Genomic DNA, 15,781 nt, shown 5'->3' on the forward strand with positions numbered 1-15,781 from the left:
TCAAATGGAGAAAAAAAGAATATTACTTATTGCATCATTTGATGCTTCTCTTATAAGATTTAGAGGTGATTTTATAAAAAGTTTAGTTGATGACGGATTTGAGGTCTTCGCTGCTGCTCCTGATTTTGCGGATGAATTCAAAGAAAAAATAAAAAATTTAGGAGCAACGCCTATAGAATTTAATTTACAACGTACAGGTCTTAATCCATTTAAAGATTTTAAATCAATTTTAGAATTAAAATCCATTATAAAAGACAAAAAAATAGACATCGTATTTCCATATACAGTAAAACCTGTTATATACGGTTCTATGGCTGCAAATATGTGTAAAGTTCCGGTGATTTCTTTAATCACAGGTTTAGGCTACGCTTTTACTGGTTTATCTACAAAAGCGAAGGTATTACAAAGATTTAATGAAGTTTTATACAAATTATCGATAAGAAAAAACAAAGTTATTGTATTTCAAAATAAAGACGATTACCAATTGTTTTTAGATAGAAAAGTTATTTCTAAAAAACAAAAAGTAGACTTTGTTAGTGGTTCTGGTGTAAATCTTAATGAGTTTACCTTTAAAGAAAAAAATGCTACAGATAAAGTGAGTTTTTTATTAGTGGCGAGATTAATTAAAGAAAAAGGGATTGCCCTTTACATGGAAGCTGCTAAAATACTAAAAGCAAAGTATCCTCAATCAGAGTTTCATTTAATAGGTATGACAGAAACATCGCCTTCAGCCATAGATGAAATAGAAATTAACGATTTACATGATAAAGGAATACTAATATTTCACGGACCTCAATCTAACATTCCAGAACATCTAAATAACAGAGATATATTTGTACTACCCAGTTATTACAGAGAAGGATTACCAAGAACAACATTAGAGGCCTGCGCATGCGGAAACCCAATAATAACAACCGACTCAGTAGGTTGTAGAGAATCTGTAAAAGAAGGTGTAAACGGATTTTTAATTAAGCCTCAAAGTCTTGAGGCCCTAATAAAGCCAATGGAATATTTTATAACCAATCCAGATAAAATTAAGGAAATGGGTATTAACAGTAGAAAATATGCAGAAGAGCGCTTTGATGTTAATATTATTAATAGTGATTTAATAAAAATAATTAGAGAACAACTTTAAAGTAATTTATTATGAAACTATATAGAAATCTCATTAAGCGCCTTTTTGATTTTTTAGCGGCATTTTTTGGACTAATTTTTATTTCTCCAATATTTATTATCCTCTTAATAATTTTAACTATTTCTAATAATGGAAAACCTTTCTTCTACCAAAGAAGAACAGGAAAAAACGGCAAGATATTTACAATCTTAAAGTTAAAAACCATGACAGACAAAACTGATGATAATGGTGTGTTATTACCAGCTATGCAACGTATTACAAAAACGGGAAATATTTGTAGAAAATATTCTTTAGATGAAATTCCACAGCTAATAAATATTTTAAAAGGTGATATGAGTTTAGTAGGTCCTCGCCCATTATTACCTCAATATTTAGAATTTTACAATGAAGAACAAAATAGAAGGCACGAAGTAATACCAGGTATTACAGGTTGGGCTCAAATTAATGGTAGAAATACAATTTCTTGGGAAGAAAAGTTTAAATATGATGTTTATTACGTAGACAACCAATCTTTTATTTTAGATGTAAAAATCTTATGGTTAACTTTTTATAAGGTTATTAAGAAAAGTGATATTAATAGTTCTGAAACAGTAGACATGCCAGCTTTTACTGGTACCAAAAAGGCACAATAAAACTTGTTAGTTTTAATCTAATATTTTCAATTTAATCACAACAAAGCACTCCTTGTTTCGTATAACTTATTCAATATATATATCTGCCTTATAAATTATTAAAATCTTTCCTTTTTACCTGATTTATATACATTTATAACAAATTAACTTTTTATATATCGTCTAAACCCAACAGTTCGTCGTAAATCATTATTTTTGTTTTTTGGTTTATATTTTATGGACTTATATTAGCATCATAAACGCTATTGATTATTTGGGTCCCAAACACCATTAAATATAAACTTTAGGTACTATCTTAAAGAAAAAACCTATGAATGAAAAAATTTGGCTTTCGTCACCACATATGAGTGGCAATGAGCAATCTTATGTGCAAGAAGCTTTTGATACTAATTGGGTCGCTCCATTAGGACCAAACGTAAATGGTTTTGAAAGTGATTTAGAATCTTACCTTAAAGAAGATACTTATGTCGCTGCATTAGCATCTGGCACTTCTGCCCTACACTTAAGTCTTATATTGTTAGGTGTGAAACATGGAGACGAAGTTATATGCCAAAGTAAAACTTTTTCAGCCTCTGCAAATCCAATAGTTTATCAAGGTGCAACTCCCGTTTTTGTTGATAGTGAAAAAGACACATGGAACATGTGCCCAATTCAATTAGAAATTGCAATAAAAGATAGAATAAAGAAAGGAAATAAGCCAAAAGCGATTATAGCTGTTCATTTATATGGAATGCCTTATAAGGTAGACGAAATAAATAAAATCGCAGAAGAATACAAAATACCTGTGTTAGAAGACAGCGCAGAATCATTAGGTAGCCGATATAAAGGAAGAAATTGCGGAACATTTGGCGAATTATCTATTTTATCGTTCAACGGAAACAAAATTATTACAACTTCTGGAGGAGGAGCTTTGGTTACAAAATCTGCAGAATTAAAGCAAAAGGCTGTATTTTTAGCAACACAAGCTAGAGATAATGCACCACATTATCTGCATTCTCAGATAGGATACAATTATAGAATGTCTAATATTGTAGCTGGTATTGGTCGAGGGCAAATGACTATTTTAGACAGCCATGTTGCCAATCGTCGTGCTAATTTTGAATTTTATAAAAATGCTTTTAAGGATATTTCTCAAATCTCATTTTTAATGGAGCCAGAAGGCTATTTTTCTAACAGATGGTTAAGTTGCATCTTATTAGATTCTAAATCAACCAGAGAAGGTTTAAGATTAGCTTTAGAAAAAGAAAATATAGAATCTAGACCATTGTGGAAACCAATGCACCAACAACCTGTTTTTAAAGATTCACCAAGTTATCTCAATGGTGTTTCCGATGAGCTATTTGAAAAAGGACTATGTCTTCCAAGTGGTTCTAATTTAACCGAAATAGAACTCAATAGAGTAGTTTCGGCAATAAACACATATTTTGCAGCATGCTAATAAAGTACTTAAATAAAATATCTAAAAAATATGCCTCAAAATGGTTAGTGCTACTATTTGACATCGCTATAGTAGTTGCTATGTTTTTTATCGCCCATATTATTAGATATAATTTTACTTTAAAGTTTGATTACCTCAAACTAATAAATCAAATACCTTACGTGGCATTAATTGCTGCAATTAGCTTAATAGCTGTAGGTACCTACAAAGGTGTAGTAAGATTTACTGGTTTTAAAGATATTGTTAACATCATTATTGGAGCAAATATTTTAGCAACCATCCTTATTTGTATTACTTTTCTTAGTAGAAAATTTGTTGGTCAAGATAGTGTGTTTAGTATATCTGGTTCTATTGTATATATCCATTTATTATTAAATATTTTATTCTTAGTTGGCTCTAAACTATTTATTAAATCCATTTATAATTACATCACACAAGATTTTCAATCAGTTTCAAATATTTTAATATTTGGTGCAGGAAACTCTGGCATGTTAACTTATGACGCTATTGTTAATGACACAAAAAATGGCTTAGAAGTTGTAGGTTTTATTGACGACGATGAACAAAAAATAGGTAAAAAAATAAACTTACTAAAAGTTTATAAAATCGATAGTATTGACGAAAAATTCATAAAGAAACATAATGTAGAAGAAGTTATAATTTCAATTCAAAACATTGATCCTACTCGTTTATTACAAATTACCGGCAATCTATTCTCTTTAGGCTTAAAAGTAAAAATAGTTCCTCCAGTTCAAAATTGGATTGATGGCGATTTAAGTGTAGGGCAAATAAAAGAAGTTAAAATTGAAGATTTACTTGGTAGAGACCCAATAAACATAAAAAATCCAGACTTAGAAGATCAGTACGATAATAAAGTTATACTGATTACTGGTGCGGCGGGATCAATAGGTAGCGAAATTGCAAGAAAAGCTAGTTTATATAACTTTAAAAAATTAATTTTAGTTGATAATGCAGAATCTGCACTTTATGATATTCAACAAGAATTTAGACAACAAGGCCTCCAAAATATTGAAGCTATTGTTGCTGATGTAAGAAATAAAACTAGAATTGATCAAATATTCAATCTGTACAAGCCAAAAATGGTATTCCATGCCGCTGCGTATAAACACGTACCTTTGATGGAGAATAACCCTTTTGAAGCGGTAAGTGTTAATATTGGTGGTACAAAAAATGTAGCAGATATTGCTGTTAAGCATGGTGTAGATAAGTTTGTATTAATCTCAACAGACAAAGCTGTAAACCCAACAAACGTAATGGGTGCAACAAAAAGAATTGCAGAGCTTTATGTTACATGTTTGAAAGGAAAAGGGGAAACAAAATTTATAACAACGAGATTTGGTAATGTATTAGGATCTAACGGATCAGTGATACCTTTATTTAAAAAACAAATAGAAAAAGGAGGTCCACTTACAGTTACTCATAAAGAAATCACAAGATATTTTATGACAATACCTGAGGCATGTCAACTTGTATTAGAAGCTGCTGCTATGGGTAATGGTGGAGAAATTTTTGTATTTGATATGGGAGAACCAATTAAAATTTTCAATTTAGCAACCAATATGATAATTCTTTCTGGTTTACGTTACCCCGAAGATATTGACATAAAAATTACCGGACTTAGACCTGGAGAAAAAATATACGAAGAACTTTTAGCAGATGGTGAAAATACTAAGAAAACTTACCACGATAAAATTATGATTGCTAAGTCTAGAAATGTGGATATTGAAAGCGTAGAAAATCAAATAAACGATTTAACCTCAGTAGGGACTTTAACGCAACCATTAGAAATTGTTGCGTCTATTAAAAAATTAATACCTGAATACGTTTCTAATAATTCTACATACGAAGTACTAGATTCCAAAAAATAAATTAAATAAAACTAATGAATAATACAATTTACATGAAATCAAGAATTTTAATTATTTCATTATTAGCCATAATTACCGCTACATCTTGTGCTACACGTAAAGATTTCATCTACTTTCAAGATGAACCGCTAGAGGAAAGTCAACTTGTATCTGAACCAAGAGAATTAACCTACAAACCAGATGATTTATTAATTATTAATGTCTCAGCTTTAGATCCAGACACCGTTAGACCATTTAATTTACCTGTAATATCTAACAACACATCAGACATAGGAAGTGCTCAAGGAACACTTCAACAACAATCTTATTTAGTAGACTTTGATGGAAATATTGAGTTCCCTGTTTTGGGAACAATAAAGGTAGAAGGCTTAACACGCACAGAATTAACAAAAAAGTTGGTCGACAAAATTAAAATTATGGTTAATAATCCAATAGTAAATATAAGACTAGCTAATTTTACAATAACTATCATAGGTGAAGTTAATAAACCAGGCACTTTCACTTTACAAGACGAAAGAGTGACATTATTAGAAGCGCTCGGTCTTGCAAATGATTTAACCATATATGGAAAACGTAAAAACGTTAAACTAATTAGAGAAATAGATGGTGTTAAAAAGTTTGCTTATATAGATTTAACCTCAATTAATACAGTAAATTCTCATTTATATTATTTACAACAAAATGATGTTATATATGTTGAACCAAATAATGCAAAAGTAAGATCATCTACCTACAATCAAAATAATGGTGTATTAATCTCTGCAATTGGTACCTTAACGACTATCTTAGCTGTATTTTTAATAAAATAGTATAATTTTAATATTTTATGGATTCAAAACATACCATAAAGCCAAATGAAATTCGGCAAACTATAGATACTTTTCTATCTCATTGGAAAATAATATTGATGTCAATTTTTATTGCCCTTTTTCTTGGCTATACCTATATCAGATATGCAACTTTTGAATATAAAGCATCGGCAACAATTAAGATAAGAGATGAGAAGCAATCAAAAAAACTTCCATCAATCGAAGAAATGACGAGCGAGGGTTTGTTTTCAGATGGAACAAATAAAATAAAAGATGAAATTGAAATTATAAAATCGAAAACACTAATATCTAATGTTATAAAAGATTTAAATCTTAATATTAGATGTTTTGAAGAAGGAAGCATTAAGGAAAGAGAAATCTATCAAAATCCTCCAGTTAAATTAAGTTTTTTCGCAAGTGATTCAGTCATATATAATTTAGACACCACTCTATACATTAAAATTAAATCACCTACAGAGTTTTTATCATTCAAAAATGAAGGTAAATCTTTAGTTGCAAGAGATAACAAGGACGGGAAATTACACTCCTTTGGTTCAAGGATTAAAACAGGCTTTGGTGACATGGTTTTAACACCAAATAGTGGTAAATACTCTCCTGTGGTAGGAAGTAACTTAAAAATCTCTATATCAAAAGTTAGCGACTTAGTAGATGCTTATCAAGCAAAAATTAATGTAATCACTGAAACTGGATCTAGTGTAATTAAATTAGACTTAAAAGATACAAATTCGCAAAAAGCAGTTGACATATTAAATGAACTTGTAAATGAATATAATAATGATGTTCTATTAGAAAAGGAAGCGGTTGTAAAAGCCACATCCGAATTTATTGACAAACGATTAGCGCAAGTTTCTGAGGAGTTAAGAAAAGTAGATTACTCTGCCGAAGATATTCAAATAAAACAAGGTTTAACCGCCCTAGATTCTAGAGCAGATTTAAATCTTCAGACAGGACAACAAATCCAATCACAAATAGCTAATGAATCTAGAAATATTCAATTAATCGACTACCTACAAGAAGAAATCAATAGTACTGATAGAAGTAGCGATATGCTACCGGCAGATATAGGAATTGGAGATTCAAATACAGCACAAGTATTAAAAAGCCACAACGAGCTTGTTGCTCAAAGAGATAAATTATTAAAAAACTCAAGTAATCAAAACCCTGTTGTAATTCAATTAAACAATCAAATTTCTGCACTTAAACTAAATATTCAAAATTCTTTAAAAAATATAAAATCAAGTTCAGAATTAACTCTTAGTAGTTTAAACAGAGAAAATTCAAGAATTCAGGGAAGATTATCTTCAAATCCTACCAAACAGAGACAATTTAGAGATATTAAAAGACAACAAGATATAAAAGAGTCTTTATATCTTTATTTATTAGAAAAAAGAGAAGAATCCGCTATAAAACTAGGAATGGACTCACCTAGTGCTAAAATAATTGACCGAGCATCATCTTCTCATAGGCCTGTATCACCTAACAAAGGGATTATCTTTATAGCATCTTTTATATTTGGTATAGGCATCCCTGTAGGACTAATTTACCTTTCTAATCTAATAAATACTAAATTATACAGAAAGGACGATTTGGTTGAATTATTAGATATTCCGTATTTAGGAGATGTACCGAAGACATCCAAAAAGAATAAACTCGTTAAAAAGGTGGACTATACTCCAAAAGCAGAAGCTTTTCGTATATTAAAATCTAATATTGATTTTATGTTGGGAGATGTTAAAGGTCGTGCTAAAAAAATATTTATAACATCAACAGTTCCACAAGAAGGTAAATCTCATACAAGTACTAATTTAGCCTCATCAATTGCATTTTCAGGAAAATCTGTATTATTAATTGAAACAGACATTAGGGTTCCAAAAATATTAGAGTATTTAAACATAATTGACCAACCAAACAAGGGATTATCAGATTATATTGCTGACACGGCACTAAAACCAAAGGATGTTATATTTAAACATAAAGAAATTGAAAATTTAGATATTATTCCTTCTGGAACTATACCACCAAATCCATCTGAGTTACTAATGAGCGAAAGAATGGACGAGTTATTTAATTATTTTGAAGACAAATATGATTACATAATTGCAGATACTTCTGCTGTGGGTATTGTAAGCGATACGCTATTGATATCACATTTAGCCGATATGTTTATCTATGTTGTTAGTGCAGGTAAAATTGATAGCCGCCTATTACAACATGTTGCTAAACCATTATATGCAGAAAAAAGACTACCTAAAATGACTATGTTATTAAATGGTGTTCAGCAAGGTAAAAAAGGTTATGGTGGATACGGTTACGGATATGGATACGGCAATAACCCTAACAGAAAGAAAAAATGGTATGAATTTTATAAAAAAGCATAAATTACATATTCGTTAATAAAAAATGCCACTTTTAATTAAAAGTGGCATTTTGCTATTTTTACAAAATTGAAACACTATAATTTTCGTCTTTTCTTCTCTGTTTTTATTAATGTTAGTTCTCTGCTTGTTTGCCCAGCAACAGAGGTATTCTCCTCTGCTCTTCTTATTAAATATGGCATAACATCTTTTACTGGACCAAATGGAATATATTTTGCAACATTATAACCCTCTGCAGCCAAGTTAAAGCTTATGTGGTCACTCATACCATATAATTGTCCAAACCAAACATTATTATCTTGTTTAGAAATATTATAGGTTTCCATTAATTCCATTGCTAAATAACAACTCAATTCATTATGAGTACCGATAAAAACTGAAATATCATTTAAATTTCTAACAATATATTCGAGCGTTACATTAAAGTTATCATCCGTAGCTTTTTTGTTTTCACAAATTGGTGAATTGTACCCTTTTTCATTTGCTCTTTCTCGCTCTTTCTCCATATATGCACCTCGTACAATCTTCATTCCTATTTTAAAACCTTTCTTTTTAGAACGTTCGTGTAAACTTTTAAGGTAATCAAAGCGGTCCCAACGATATAATTGTAATGTATTATAAACAATAGGCACATCTTTATTATAACGCTCCATCATTTCCTCCACTAAATCATCTGCTGCATCTTGCATCCAACTTTCCTCGCCATCTATTAAAACTTCGACATCTTTCTGTTTTGCTAATTTACAAACAGCATCAAAACGATTAACTACCCTATCCCATTCTGCTTGTTCTTCAACACTAAAAGCTTTACCTTCTGTCTTTTTTTGGTATAAATAAAACCTTCCAAATCCTGTTGGTTTAAATACAACAATTGGCATAGCCTCCTTTTCATCACAAAAATTAATGATTTTTAATATTTTATTTAAAGCTTCATCAAATTGTTCTTCTGCAGCCTTACCTTCTACTGAGTAATCTAAAACAGAACTAACGCCTTCTGTATATAAACTATCAATTACAGAAAGACAATCGTCTTCATTTACACCTCCACAAAAGTGATCAAAAACAGTAGACCTTATTAATCCTTCTACTGGTAAATGTGCTTTTAAGGCAAAATTTGTAGCCAGAGTCCCTATACGAACTAAAGGCTCGGAGGAAATCATTTTAAATAAAAAATATGCTCGCTCTAATGCAGAGTCTGACTTTAATGTAAAAGCCGTCTTTGTGTTTTCAAAAAGTGAACGATTGATCATTATAATTAAAATATATATACAAATATATTTATTATTAGTCTTATTTTTTCTGAAAAAGGGAGTATTTTCACGCTATCAATTTAGATTATATATAATGGATTCTATATCAACAAAAAATGCAGTTGTTTATTTTAATTCTGAAGTTTACATAGAGTTAAATAAATACATAGAAACAACTCAACCTTCTAAAATATTTGTTTTAGTGGATACAAATACTCATGATTATTGCTTACCTAAATTTTTAGAACAGGTAGAGTCTGGAGATATTGACATTGAAGTTATGGAAATGCCTAATGGAGAAGAAAATAAATCCATTGATATCTGTACTGGTGTTTGGGAAGCAATGTCAGAATATAATGCAGATAGAAAAAGCTTGTTAATAAATTTAGGTGGTGGTGTAGTTACTGATTTAGGTGGTTTTGTTGCTAGTACTTATATGCGCGGAATAGCCTATATTAATATACCCACGACTCTCTTAGCAATGGTAGATGCTTCAGTTGGAGGCAAAACAGGAGTTGACTTAGGTGCATTAAAAAATCAAGTAGGTGTAATAAACGAAGGTGAAATGGTTGGCGTTGACACTTCTTTTTTAGACACTCTCGCTCCTAAAGAAATGGTTTCTGGCTTTGCCGAAATGCTTAAACACGGTTTAATTTTTGATAAAGATTATTGGAATACCTTAACACATCTCGAAGCATTAGACATTTCAGATTTAGATCAATTAATTTATGACTCCGTAGTTATTAAAAATAAAGTTGTAACTTCTGATCCGACTGAACAAGGCTTAAGAAAAATTTTAAACTTTGGACACACCCTTGGTCATGCTATTGAAAGCTATTTTTTAGAAAATGCAGATAAAACACCTTTATTACATGGTGAAGCCATAGCTATTGGGATGCTTTTAGAAAGTTATTTGTCTACTAAAATTTGTGGTTTACCTAAAGAAGAATTAAAAATAATTAATGAAGGTATTTTAAAAACATTTACTAAAGTACCTATTACTAAAAATGATCAAAAGGTGATTATTGATCTCTTACAATACGACAAAAAAAACAGTCATGGTATAGTTAAGTTTGTGCTCTTAGAAGCTATTGGACAACCAAAGATAGATTGTATTGTAAGCAATGAACTAATTGAAGAGGCTTTTGATTATTATGAAAGCTAAAGATAACGTTTCTTTATTACCGATACATGATGATTTTCGTGACCAGTAATAATATAACCTAAAGCCCTAACAGATATTGGGAAACCACTAGCCTCACCTATTTTTAACAATGCATCTGTGTTAAAACTTTTATATAATGCTATGGTAGATTTTCTTACAGCTATGTATTCCTTTATTAGGTTTTCCATACTGCGATTATTAGCATATCCATTTAAGACATAATCATCTTGCTCAAAACCCTGTAATGGCAATTTATCATTTCTTGATATCCGTAATGCTCTATAAGAAAAGATGCGCTCCGTGTCTATAAGGTGCAGAAGTATGTCTTTAATAGTCCACTTACCTTTTGCATATGCATATTCTTGTTTTTCTTCTGAAATGGTTTCAAAAAACGCAACTACATCTTTTAGGTTAATACTTAAACCCTCTAAAATAGAACTGTTTGTAGCATAATCAATATAGGGTTGATAATATGAATTGTATTCATTTGAATTTATCATAAGCCACCTAAAGTAATTGTTTAATAAAAAAGCCCTAAGCATTTAAACCAAGGGCTATAAGTTATAAATTAACTCAATTACAATTCATTGAAAATCGTATGCATTAATCGCTTTTTATCATTAAGACTTTCTTCTAAAGAAATCATAGTTTCTGTTCTATAAACACCATCGATATCATCTAACATAAAGATAATATCTTTTGCATGCATAGTGTCTTTTGCTCTAATTTTACAGAAAATATTAAATTTACCTGTGGTTATATGAGCTACAGTTACATAAGGAATTTCATTAATACGTTCTAAAACAAATTTTGTTTGAGATGTATTTTGAAGAAAAACACCAACATAAGCAATAAATGAATAATCAAGCTTATGATAATCTAATGTTAAAGATGAACCTCTTATAATACCAGCTTCCTCCATTTTTTTAACACGCACATGCACAGTACCAGCAGAAATCAATAATTTCTTTGCGATATCTGTAAAAGGTATACGTGTGTTATCGATAAGCATATCGAGAATTTGATGATCAACTTCATCTAATTTAAACTTTGCCATTATTTAATAATCTTTAGATTAAACGCAAAAATAAGACATTTATCCTAACGATTAATCATTAAAAATGAAATATTTTAAGAATATAACGAGATTTCTTCATTATTTAACAACACGAAATCGATTTCGGAACCCTCTTGGAATTCATTATTTCCATTTACAACAACAACACCACCATTAGCTTCAACCTCTTTATGTCCAAATTTTTCAATTAATTTTGAAATAACCTCAATTCTTGGGATAAACCTTACAAAGCCACCCTTCAAAACTTCATGAAATTGTATTCCTATATCTAAAAAATCCCTATCATCTCTACACAGTCTTACATTTCTAATAATAACATCGTAAAAACATTTCGCATTTTCAGGAATAGCTAAATACTCTATATGCTTATCTTCTTTTATTCCTTTCGAAATAACTTCTAATCCCTTTAATATAGAGATAAACATTAATCGTCTTACCTCCTCTCTTTCGTAATCATTTGCATAATGACCAGCTTCATACAAAATAGTTGGCACACCAAAACTCTGAAAAGTATCACCAACACAATTAATATTAAAACCATCATCATACCTACCCACAGATTCCGGTATTACTTGCTGCAGCAAATCATTTATTTCTGAAATAATTGTCATTGCTACTTTTCTATTAGGCGTTAACGAACGATTTTCATCTTGAGCTGGCGATAGAAACGATAGTGTTGCTATATTATTTTTTTCACCTGCGCTAAAAATTGTTCTTTGGCCATGAAGATTAAAACAGTAATTTGGCTGAAAATCATTATAAACTTCTCGCAACAAAATACTCTCTGGCTGACTTAAATCTTGAGCATCTCTATTTAGATCAACTTTGCTAGCATTAACACGTGTATATTTTTCTGCACCATCAGGATTTAAAATAGGAATTACACATAAGGTACAGGTTTCTAAAATTGAGTTAACTAAAATATCTTTTTTTTCAAACAAATTAAAACAGTCAAAAAGAGCTTTTGTAGATGTAGATTCATTACCGTGCATTTGCGACCATAACAATATTTTAATTGGCCCTGTCCCAAATTTAAATCCATAAATTGGTCTATTTTCTACAGACTTGCCCAGCACATTTATTCTTGATTTTTTATAGCTATTGAAACATTTTTCAATATGAGAATTAGTTATATACCTACCATTTAATAGCGGTGTCTTCACTAAAGAAAATGCATTATTTAAAAGCTCTAAATTCATATGATAAAATTATTTGCTACAAATGTAATCATTTGAAAATTTACATTTGTAAACAGTTGTAATTCACAATATTTGTTACAATATTAAACAGTGTTTTTAAAAATCTGTTAGATAAACAATGTGTTAATCTACATATATCTATTTAATAAAATAAATTATTATCAAATTGCTTTAATTCAGTGTTTTACAAGTTTTATTTAAACAAAAAAAACAACTACATGTTAATGTTTTTAATACAATTAACACTAATTAAAAAACAAATGTTTACATTTGTATAAATTAAAAGGCTGAATTAAAGTTTACAATGATAAACCACAAAGAGTTTACGGAACGACTGCAAAAAATCATTGATTTTTATAATGAAACTGCCTCTAGTTTTGCTGAAAAAATTGGTGTACAACGCTCTAGCATTTCGCATATATTATCAGGAAGAAATAAGCCAAGTTTAGACTTTGTAATGAAAGTTCTTAATGCCTACCCTGAAGTAGAATTATACTGGCTACTTAAAGGCATAGGAAATTTTCCTTTTACAAAAAGAACTAATGAAATTGAAACCACAATTAAACCAAAAGAGAAGCACAGTGTTCAAAATACTTTTGTAGAAAACAAAACTGAAACTTCTAAAAATTCAGACATAGAAAAAATTGTTATTTTCTACACAGATGGCACTTTTAAAAGCTATAACCCGTAAAACTAGAATAGCTATTTATTATCTTTGTAAAAAGATTCACAATGAAAATACGAATTGGCTTTATATTTTTAATCTCACTAACAAGTTGCTACTCCATTAAAAGAGAATGTAAAGACTTTAAAACAGGTACATTTGAATTCACCTACACCATAGATGGTATTAAACACACTTCTAAATTTAAACGAACAGAAAAATACAATATCGACTACCACAATAACAAGGCTGACTCATCCTCTATTCGCTGGATAAATGATTGCGAATTTATTCTCAAAAAACTACATCCAACTAGTAATTCCGAGAAGGATGCTATTCACATGAAAATCCTTACTACAACTGAAGACTCATATACGTTTGAATATAAACTAGCTGTAAAAAGACCAAATAAACCTCTTAATATTGAACAAGGCATTGCCAAAAAACTAGATTAACACAATGTTAGATTTTCTATTAACAACAGATGCTATAATGGCTCTTTTAACTTTAACATTCTTAGAAATCATTCTAGGAATCGACAACATAGTTTTCATATCAATTGCCGCGAATAAATTACAAGAAAACCAACGCAATAAAGCCACAAACATCGGCCTTATTCTCGCTATGCTACAGAGAATTATATTATTGTTTTTTGTTTCATTCTTAGTAGGATTAAGTAAGCCTTTCTTTACTATAAAATTATCTTGGATAAATGCCGAAATAAGCTGGCAAGCATTAATTTTATTTGTTGGCGGATTGTTTTTAATTTATAAAAGCACAACAGAGATTAGAGAAAAGGTTGAAGACCCAAATTATGACGAAGATAATGCAAAGTCTAAAGTTATAAAATCACTAAGCAATGCTATAGTTCAAATTGTGATTATTGATTTTATTTTTTCAATAGACTCAATTTTAACTGCGGTAGGAATGACAAACGGCTTACACAACAACCATAATTACACATTAGTATTAATGATAATCGCTGTAATGATATCTATTGCAATAATGATAGGGTTTGCAAACCCTATTAGAAAATTTATAGATGCACATCCTAGTATTCAGATATTAGGACTAGCATTTTTAATCTTAATTGGTTTTATGTTAATTACTGAAGCAGCACATCTATCTCACACCAAATTATTTAACCAAACCGTTGGAGCTATTCCTAAAGGTTATCTTTATTTTGCAATTGCCTTTTCGTTATTTGTAGAGTTTTTGAATTTTAAAACAGTGAAGAAAAACCTAAAAAAGTAATGAACGTAAAAAGTAAAGTACAATTTTTTTTTTTAATACTAATAGCTTTATTTAGTTGCAATCACCAAAAAGAAAAATTAGGATACCAGACAACACTAGATATAAACAAAGAATATTATGTTATTTATTTGGCAGGGCAATCAAATATGGCTGGCCTAGGTAATGTTAGCCAATTAACAGATAAAACACTACCAAATAATGTATCTTTTTTTAATTACAGTACAGATACAAAACTAAATTCACTGCCCTATAATTTTGGACCCGAAGTAGGACTAGCAAAAAAACTAAATGAAAAATTTCCGAATTTAAATTTCATTTTTATAAAATATGCTATAAGCGGGTCTTCAATATCTGAATGGCTTCCAAACGTTGAATCTCAGATAGAGAGAAATATAGATTTTGGAGAAATTTATCTAAATTTTTTAAAAATGTCTAAATCCATTACTGATAATTACAAAACTCAAAACTTGGCATTTATATGGATGCAAGGTGAAGCAGACGCATGTTATAAAAACACCTCAAAGTCTTATGAAACTTATTTGAAATCCTTAATAGATAGGGTTAGAAAAGATTTTAACAATGATAACTTACCCTTTATTTTCGGCAAAGTAAATACAGAACATAAAATCTTTAAATTTGTACCAGAAATACAACAAGCTCAATTACACATTAATTCTCTAATAACAAATACCTACCTAATAGATACTGATAATTTAGAAAAACTAAATGACAATATTCATTACTCCACACAAGGACAATTAGATTTAGGAAAAGCATTTGGAACTACTGTAAATGAATTAATTATACAAAAAACAACAGATTTCATTGAGACTAATAAAGATTAATTTTATTTATTTAAAGTTTTGCTATAG

15 protein-coding genes are annotated in these 15,781 nt (G+C 29.8%); 11 read left to right on the forward strand and 4 right to left on the reverse strand.

From position 1 onward, the window contains the following. The first annotated feature begins 4 nt into the window (after window positions 1-4). The 6 genes from GN138_RS01940 (at window position 5) to GN138_RS01965 (ending at window position 8,302) form a co-directional block, all read left to right on the forward strand. Window positions 5-1,135 (forward strand): glycosyltransferase family 4 protein, encoded by a 1,131-nt coding sequence (locus GN138_RS01940; RefSeq protein ID WP_157361628.1) that lies wholly within the window; start codon window positions 5-7, stop codon window positions 1,133-1,135. 11 nt (window positions 1,136-1,146) lie between these two features. Beyond that, window positions 1,147-1,767: a sugar transferase gene (locus GN138_RS01945; protein ID WP_157361629.1), complete on the forward strand. Its 621-nt coding sequence runs from the start codon at window positions 1,147-1,149 to the stop codon at window positions 1,765-1,767. Window positions 1,768-2,077: 310 nt separating this feature from the next. Further along, window positions 2,078-3,205 (forward strand): DegT/DnrJ/EryC1/StrS family aminotransferase, encoded by a 1,128-nt coding sequence (locus GN138_RS01950; protein WP_157361630.1) that lies wholly within the window; start codon window positions 2,078-2,080, stop codon window positions 3,203-3,205. Further along, window positions 3,199-5,094: a polysaccharide biosynthesis protein gene (locus GN138_RS01955; RefSeq protein WP_157361631.1), complete on the forward strand. Its 1,896-nt coding sequence runs from the start codon at window positions 3,199-3,201 to the stop codon at window positions 5,092-5,094. The genes GN138_RS01950 and GN138_RS01955 overlap by 7 nt, the downstream gene beginning before the upstream one ends. A gap of 32 nt (window positions 5,095-5,126) precedes the next feature. Then, on the forward strand, window positions 5,127-5,903 hold the full coding sequence (locus tag GN138_RS01960; protein WP_157361632.1) for a polysaccharide biosynthesis/export family protein: 777 nt from the start codon (window positions 5,127-5,129) through the stop codon (window positions 5,901-5,903). Window positions 5,904-5,920: 17 nt separating this feature from the next. Beyond that, window positions 5,921-8,302, forward strand: a complete 2,382-nt coding sequence (locus GN138_RS01965) for a GumC family protein (RefSeq protein ID WP_157361633.1) — start codon at window positions 5,921-5,923, stop codon at window positions 8,300-8,302. A 74-nt stretch (window positions 8,303-8,376) separates the two neighbouring features. Here the strand turns inward: GN138_RS01965 and GN138_RS01970 are convergent, their stop codons facing one another. Continuing rightward, window positions 8,377-9,549 carry a proline dehydrogenase family protein gene (locus tag GN138_RS01970; RefSeq protein ID WP_157361634.1) on the reverse strand — a complete coding sequence of 391 codons (1,173 nt, stop codon included), beginning with the start codon at window positions 9,547-9,549 and terminating at the stop codon, window positions 8,377-8,379. Between the two features lie 94 nt (window positions 9,550-9,643). On the opposite strand from GN138_RS01970, the gene aroB reads away from it, so the two are divergent. Then, window positions 9,644-10,714: a 3-dehydroquinate synthase gene (aroB, locus tag GN138_RS01975; protein WP_157361635.1), complete on the forward strand. Its 1,071-nt coding sequence runs from the start codon at window positions 9,644-9,646 to the stop codon at window positions 10,712-10,714. On the opposite strand, the gene GN138_RS01980 is transcribed toward aroB, so the two are convergent. The 3 genes from GN138_RS01980 to GN138_RS01990 all read right to left on the reverse strand — a co-directional run bounded on the left by GN138_RS01980 (window position 10,711) and on the right by GN138_RS01990 (window position 12,991). Further along, on the reverse strand, window positions 10,711-11,214 hold the full coding sequence (locus GN138_RS01980) for a DinB family protein (protein WP_157361636.1): 504 nt from the start codon (window positions 11,212-11,214) through the stop codon (window positions 10,711-10,713). The genes aroB and GN138_RS01980 overlap by 4 nt on opposite strands. Before the next feature lie 77 nt (window positions 11,215-11,291). Then, window positions 11,292-11,771 carry an Lrp/AsnC family transcriptional regulator gene (locus GN138_RS01985; protein ID WP_157361637.1) on the reverse strand — a complete coding sequence of 160 codons (480 nt, stop codon included), beginning with the start codon at window positions 11,769-11,771 and terminating at the stop codon, window positions 11,292-11,294. A 74-nt stretch (window positions 11,772-11,845) separates the two neighbouring features. Continuing rightward, on the reverse strand, window positions 11,846-12,991 hold the full coding sequence (locus GN138_RS01990; protein ID WP_157361638.1) for a M14 family zinc carboxypeptidase: 1,146 nt from the start codon (window positions 12,989-12,991) through the stop codon (window positions 11,846-11,848). A gap of 304 nt (window positions 12,992-13,295) precedes the next feature. On the opposite strand from GN138_RS01990, the gene GN138_RS01995 reads away from it, so the two are divergent. From GN138_RS01995 to GN138_RS02010, 4 genes are read left to right on the forward strand one after another with little or no spacing between them, the layout of a single operon-like run. Beyond that, complete coding sequence (locus tag GN138_RS01995) at window positions 13,296-13,682, forward strand: helix-turn-helix domain-containing protein (protein ID WP_157361639.1); 387 nt, start codon at window positions 13,296-13,298, stop codon at window positions 13,680-13,682. A gap of 41 nt (window positions 13,683-13,723) precedes the next feature. Beyond that, entirely contained in the window at window positions 13,724-14,110 is a 387-nt protein-coding gene (locus GN138_RS02000; RefSeq protein WP_157361640.1) for a hypothetical protein, read from the forward strand. Window positions 14,111-14,114: 4 nt separating this feature from the next. Then, on the forward strand, window positions 14,115-14,909 hold the full coding sequence (locus GN138_RS02005) for a TerC family protein (protein WP_157361641.1): 795 nt from the start codon (window positions 14,115-14,117) through the stop codon (window positions 14,907-14,909). Next, entirely contained in the window at window positions 14,909-15,754 is an 846-nt protein-coding gene (locus tag GN138_RS02010; protein WP_157361642.1) for a sialate O-acetylesterase, read from the forward strand. The genes GN138_RS02005 and GN138_RS02010 overlap by 1 nt, the downstream gene beginning before the upstream one ends. Window positions 15,755-15,781: the final 27 nt, after the last annotated feature.

The sequence above is a fragment of the Winogradskyella endarachnes genome (assembly GCF_009741275.1).
GTDB classification, from domain to species: domain Bacteria; phylum Bacteroidota; class Bacteroidia; order Flavobacteriales; family Flavobacteriaceae; genus Winogradskyella; species Winogradskyella endarachnes.

Coding starts and splice junctions, on each gene's coding strand:
- GN138_RS01940 (WP_157361628.1), top strand. CDS start 5: ATGGAGAAAAAAAGAATATTACTTATTGCATCATTTGATGCTTCTCTT.
- GN138_RS01945 (WP_157361629.1), top strand. CDS start 1,147: ATGAAACTATATAGAAATCTCATTAAGCGCCTTTTTGATTTTTTAGCG.
- GN138_RS01950 (WP_157361630.1), top strand. CDS start 2,078: ATGAATGAAAAAATTTGGCTTTCGTCACCACATATGAGTGGCAATGAG.
- GN138_RS01955 (WP_157361631.1), top strand. CDS start 3,199: ATGCTAATAAAGTACTTAAATAAAATATCTAAAAAATATGCCTCAAAA.
- GN138_RS01960 (WP_157361632.1), top strand. CDS start 5,127: ATGAAATCAAGAATTTTAATTATTTCATTATTAGCCATAATTACCGCT.
- GN138_RS01965 (WP_157361633.1), top strand. CDS start 5,921: ATGGATTCAAAACATACCATAAAGCCAAATGAAATTCGGCAAACTATA.
- GN138_RS01970 (WP_157361634.1), bottom strand. CDS start 9,549: ATGATCAATCGTTCACTTTTTGAAAACACAAAGACGGCTTTTACATTA.
- aroB (WP_157361635.1), top strand. CDS start 9,644: ATGGATTCTATATCAACAAAAAATGCAGTTGTTTATTTTAATTCTGAA.
- GN138_RS01980 (WP_157361636.1), bottom strand. CDS start 11,214: ATGATAAATTCAAATGAATACAATTCATATTATCAACCCTATATTGAT.
- GN138_RS01985 (WP_157361637.1), bottom strand. CDS start 11,771: ATGGCAAAGTTTAAATTAGATGAAGTTGATCATCAAATTCTCGATATG.
- GN138_RS01990 (WP_157361638.1), bottom strand. CDS start 12,991: ATGAATTTAGAGCTTTTAAATAATGCATTTTCTTTAGTGAAGACACCG.
- GN138_RS01995 (WP_157361639.1), top strand. CDS start 13,296: ATGATAAACCACAAAGAGTTTACGGAACGACTGCAAAAAATCATTGAT.
- GN138_RS02000 (WP_157361640.1), top strand. CDS start 13,724: ATGAAAATACGAATTGGCTTTATATTTTTAATCTCACTAACAAGTTGC.
- GN138_RS02005 (WP_157361641.1), top strand. CDS start 14,115: ATGTTAGATTTTCTATTAACAACAGATGCTATAATGGCTCTTTTAACT.
- GN138_RS02010 (WP_157361642.1), top strand. CDS start 14,909: ATGAACGTAAAAAGTAAAGTACAATTTTTTTTTTTAATACTAATAGCT.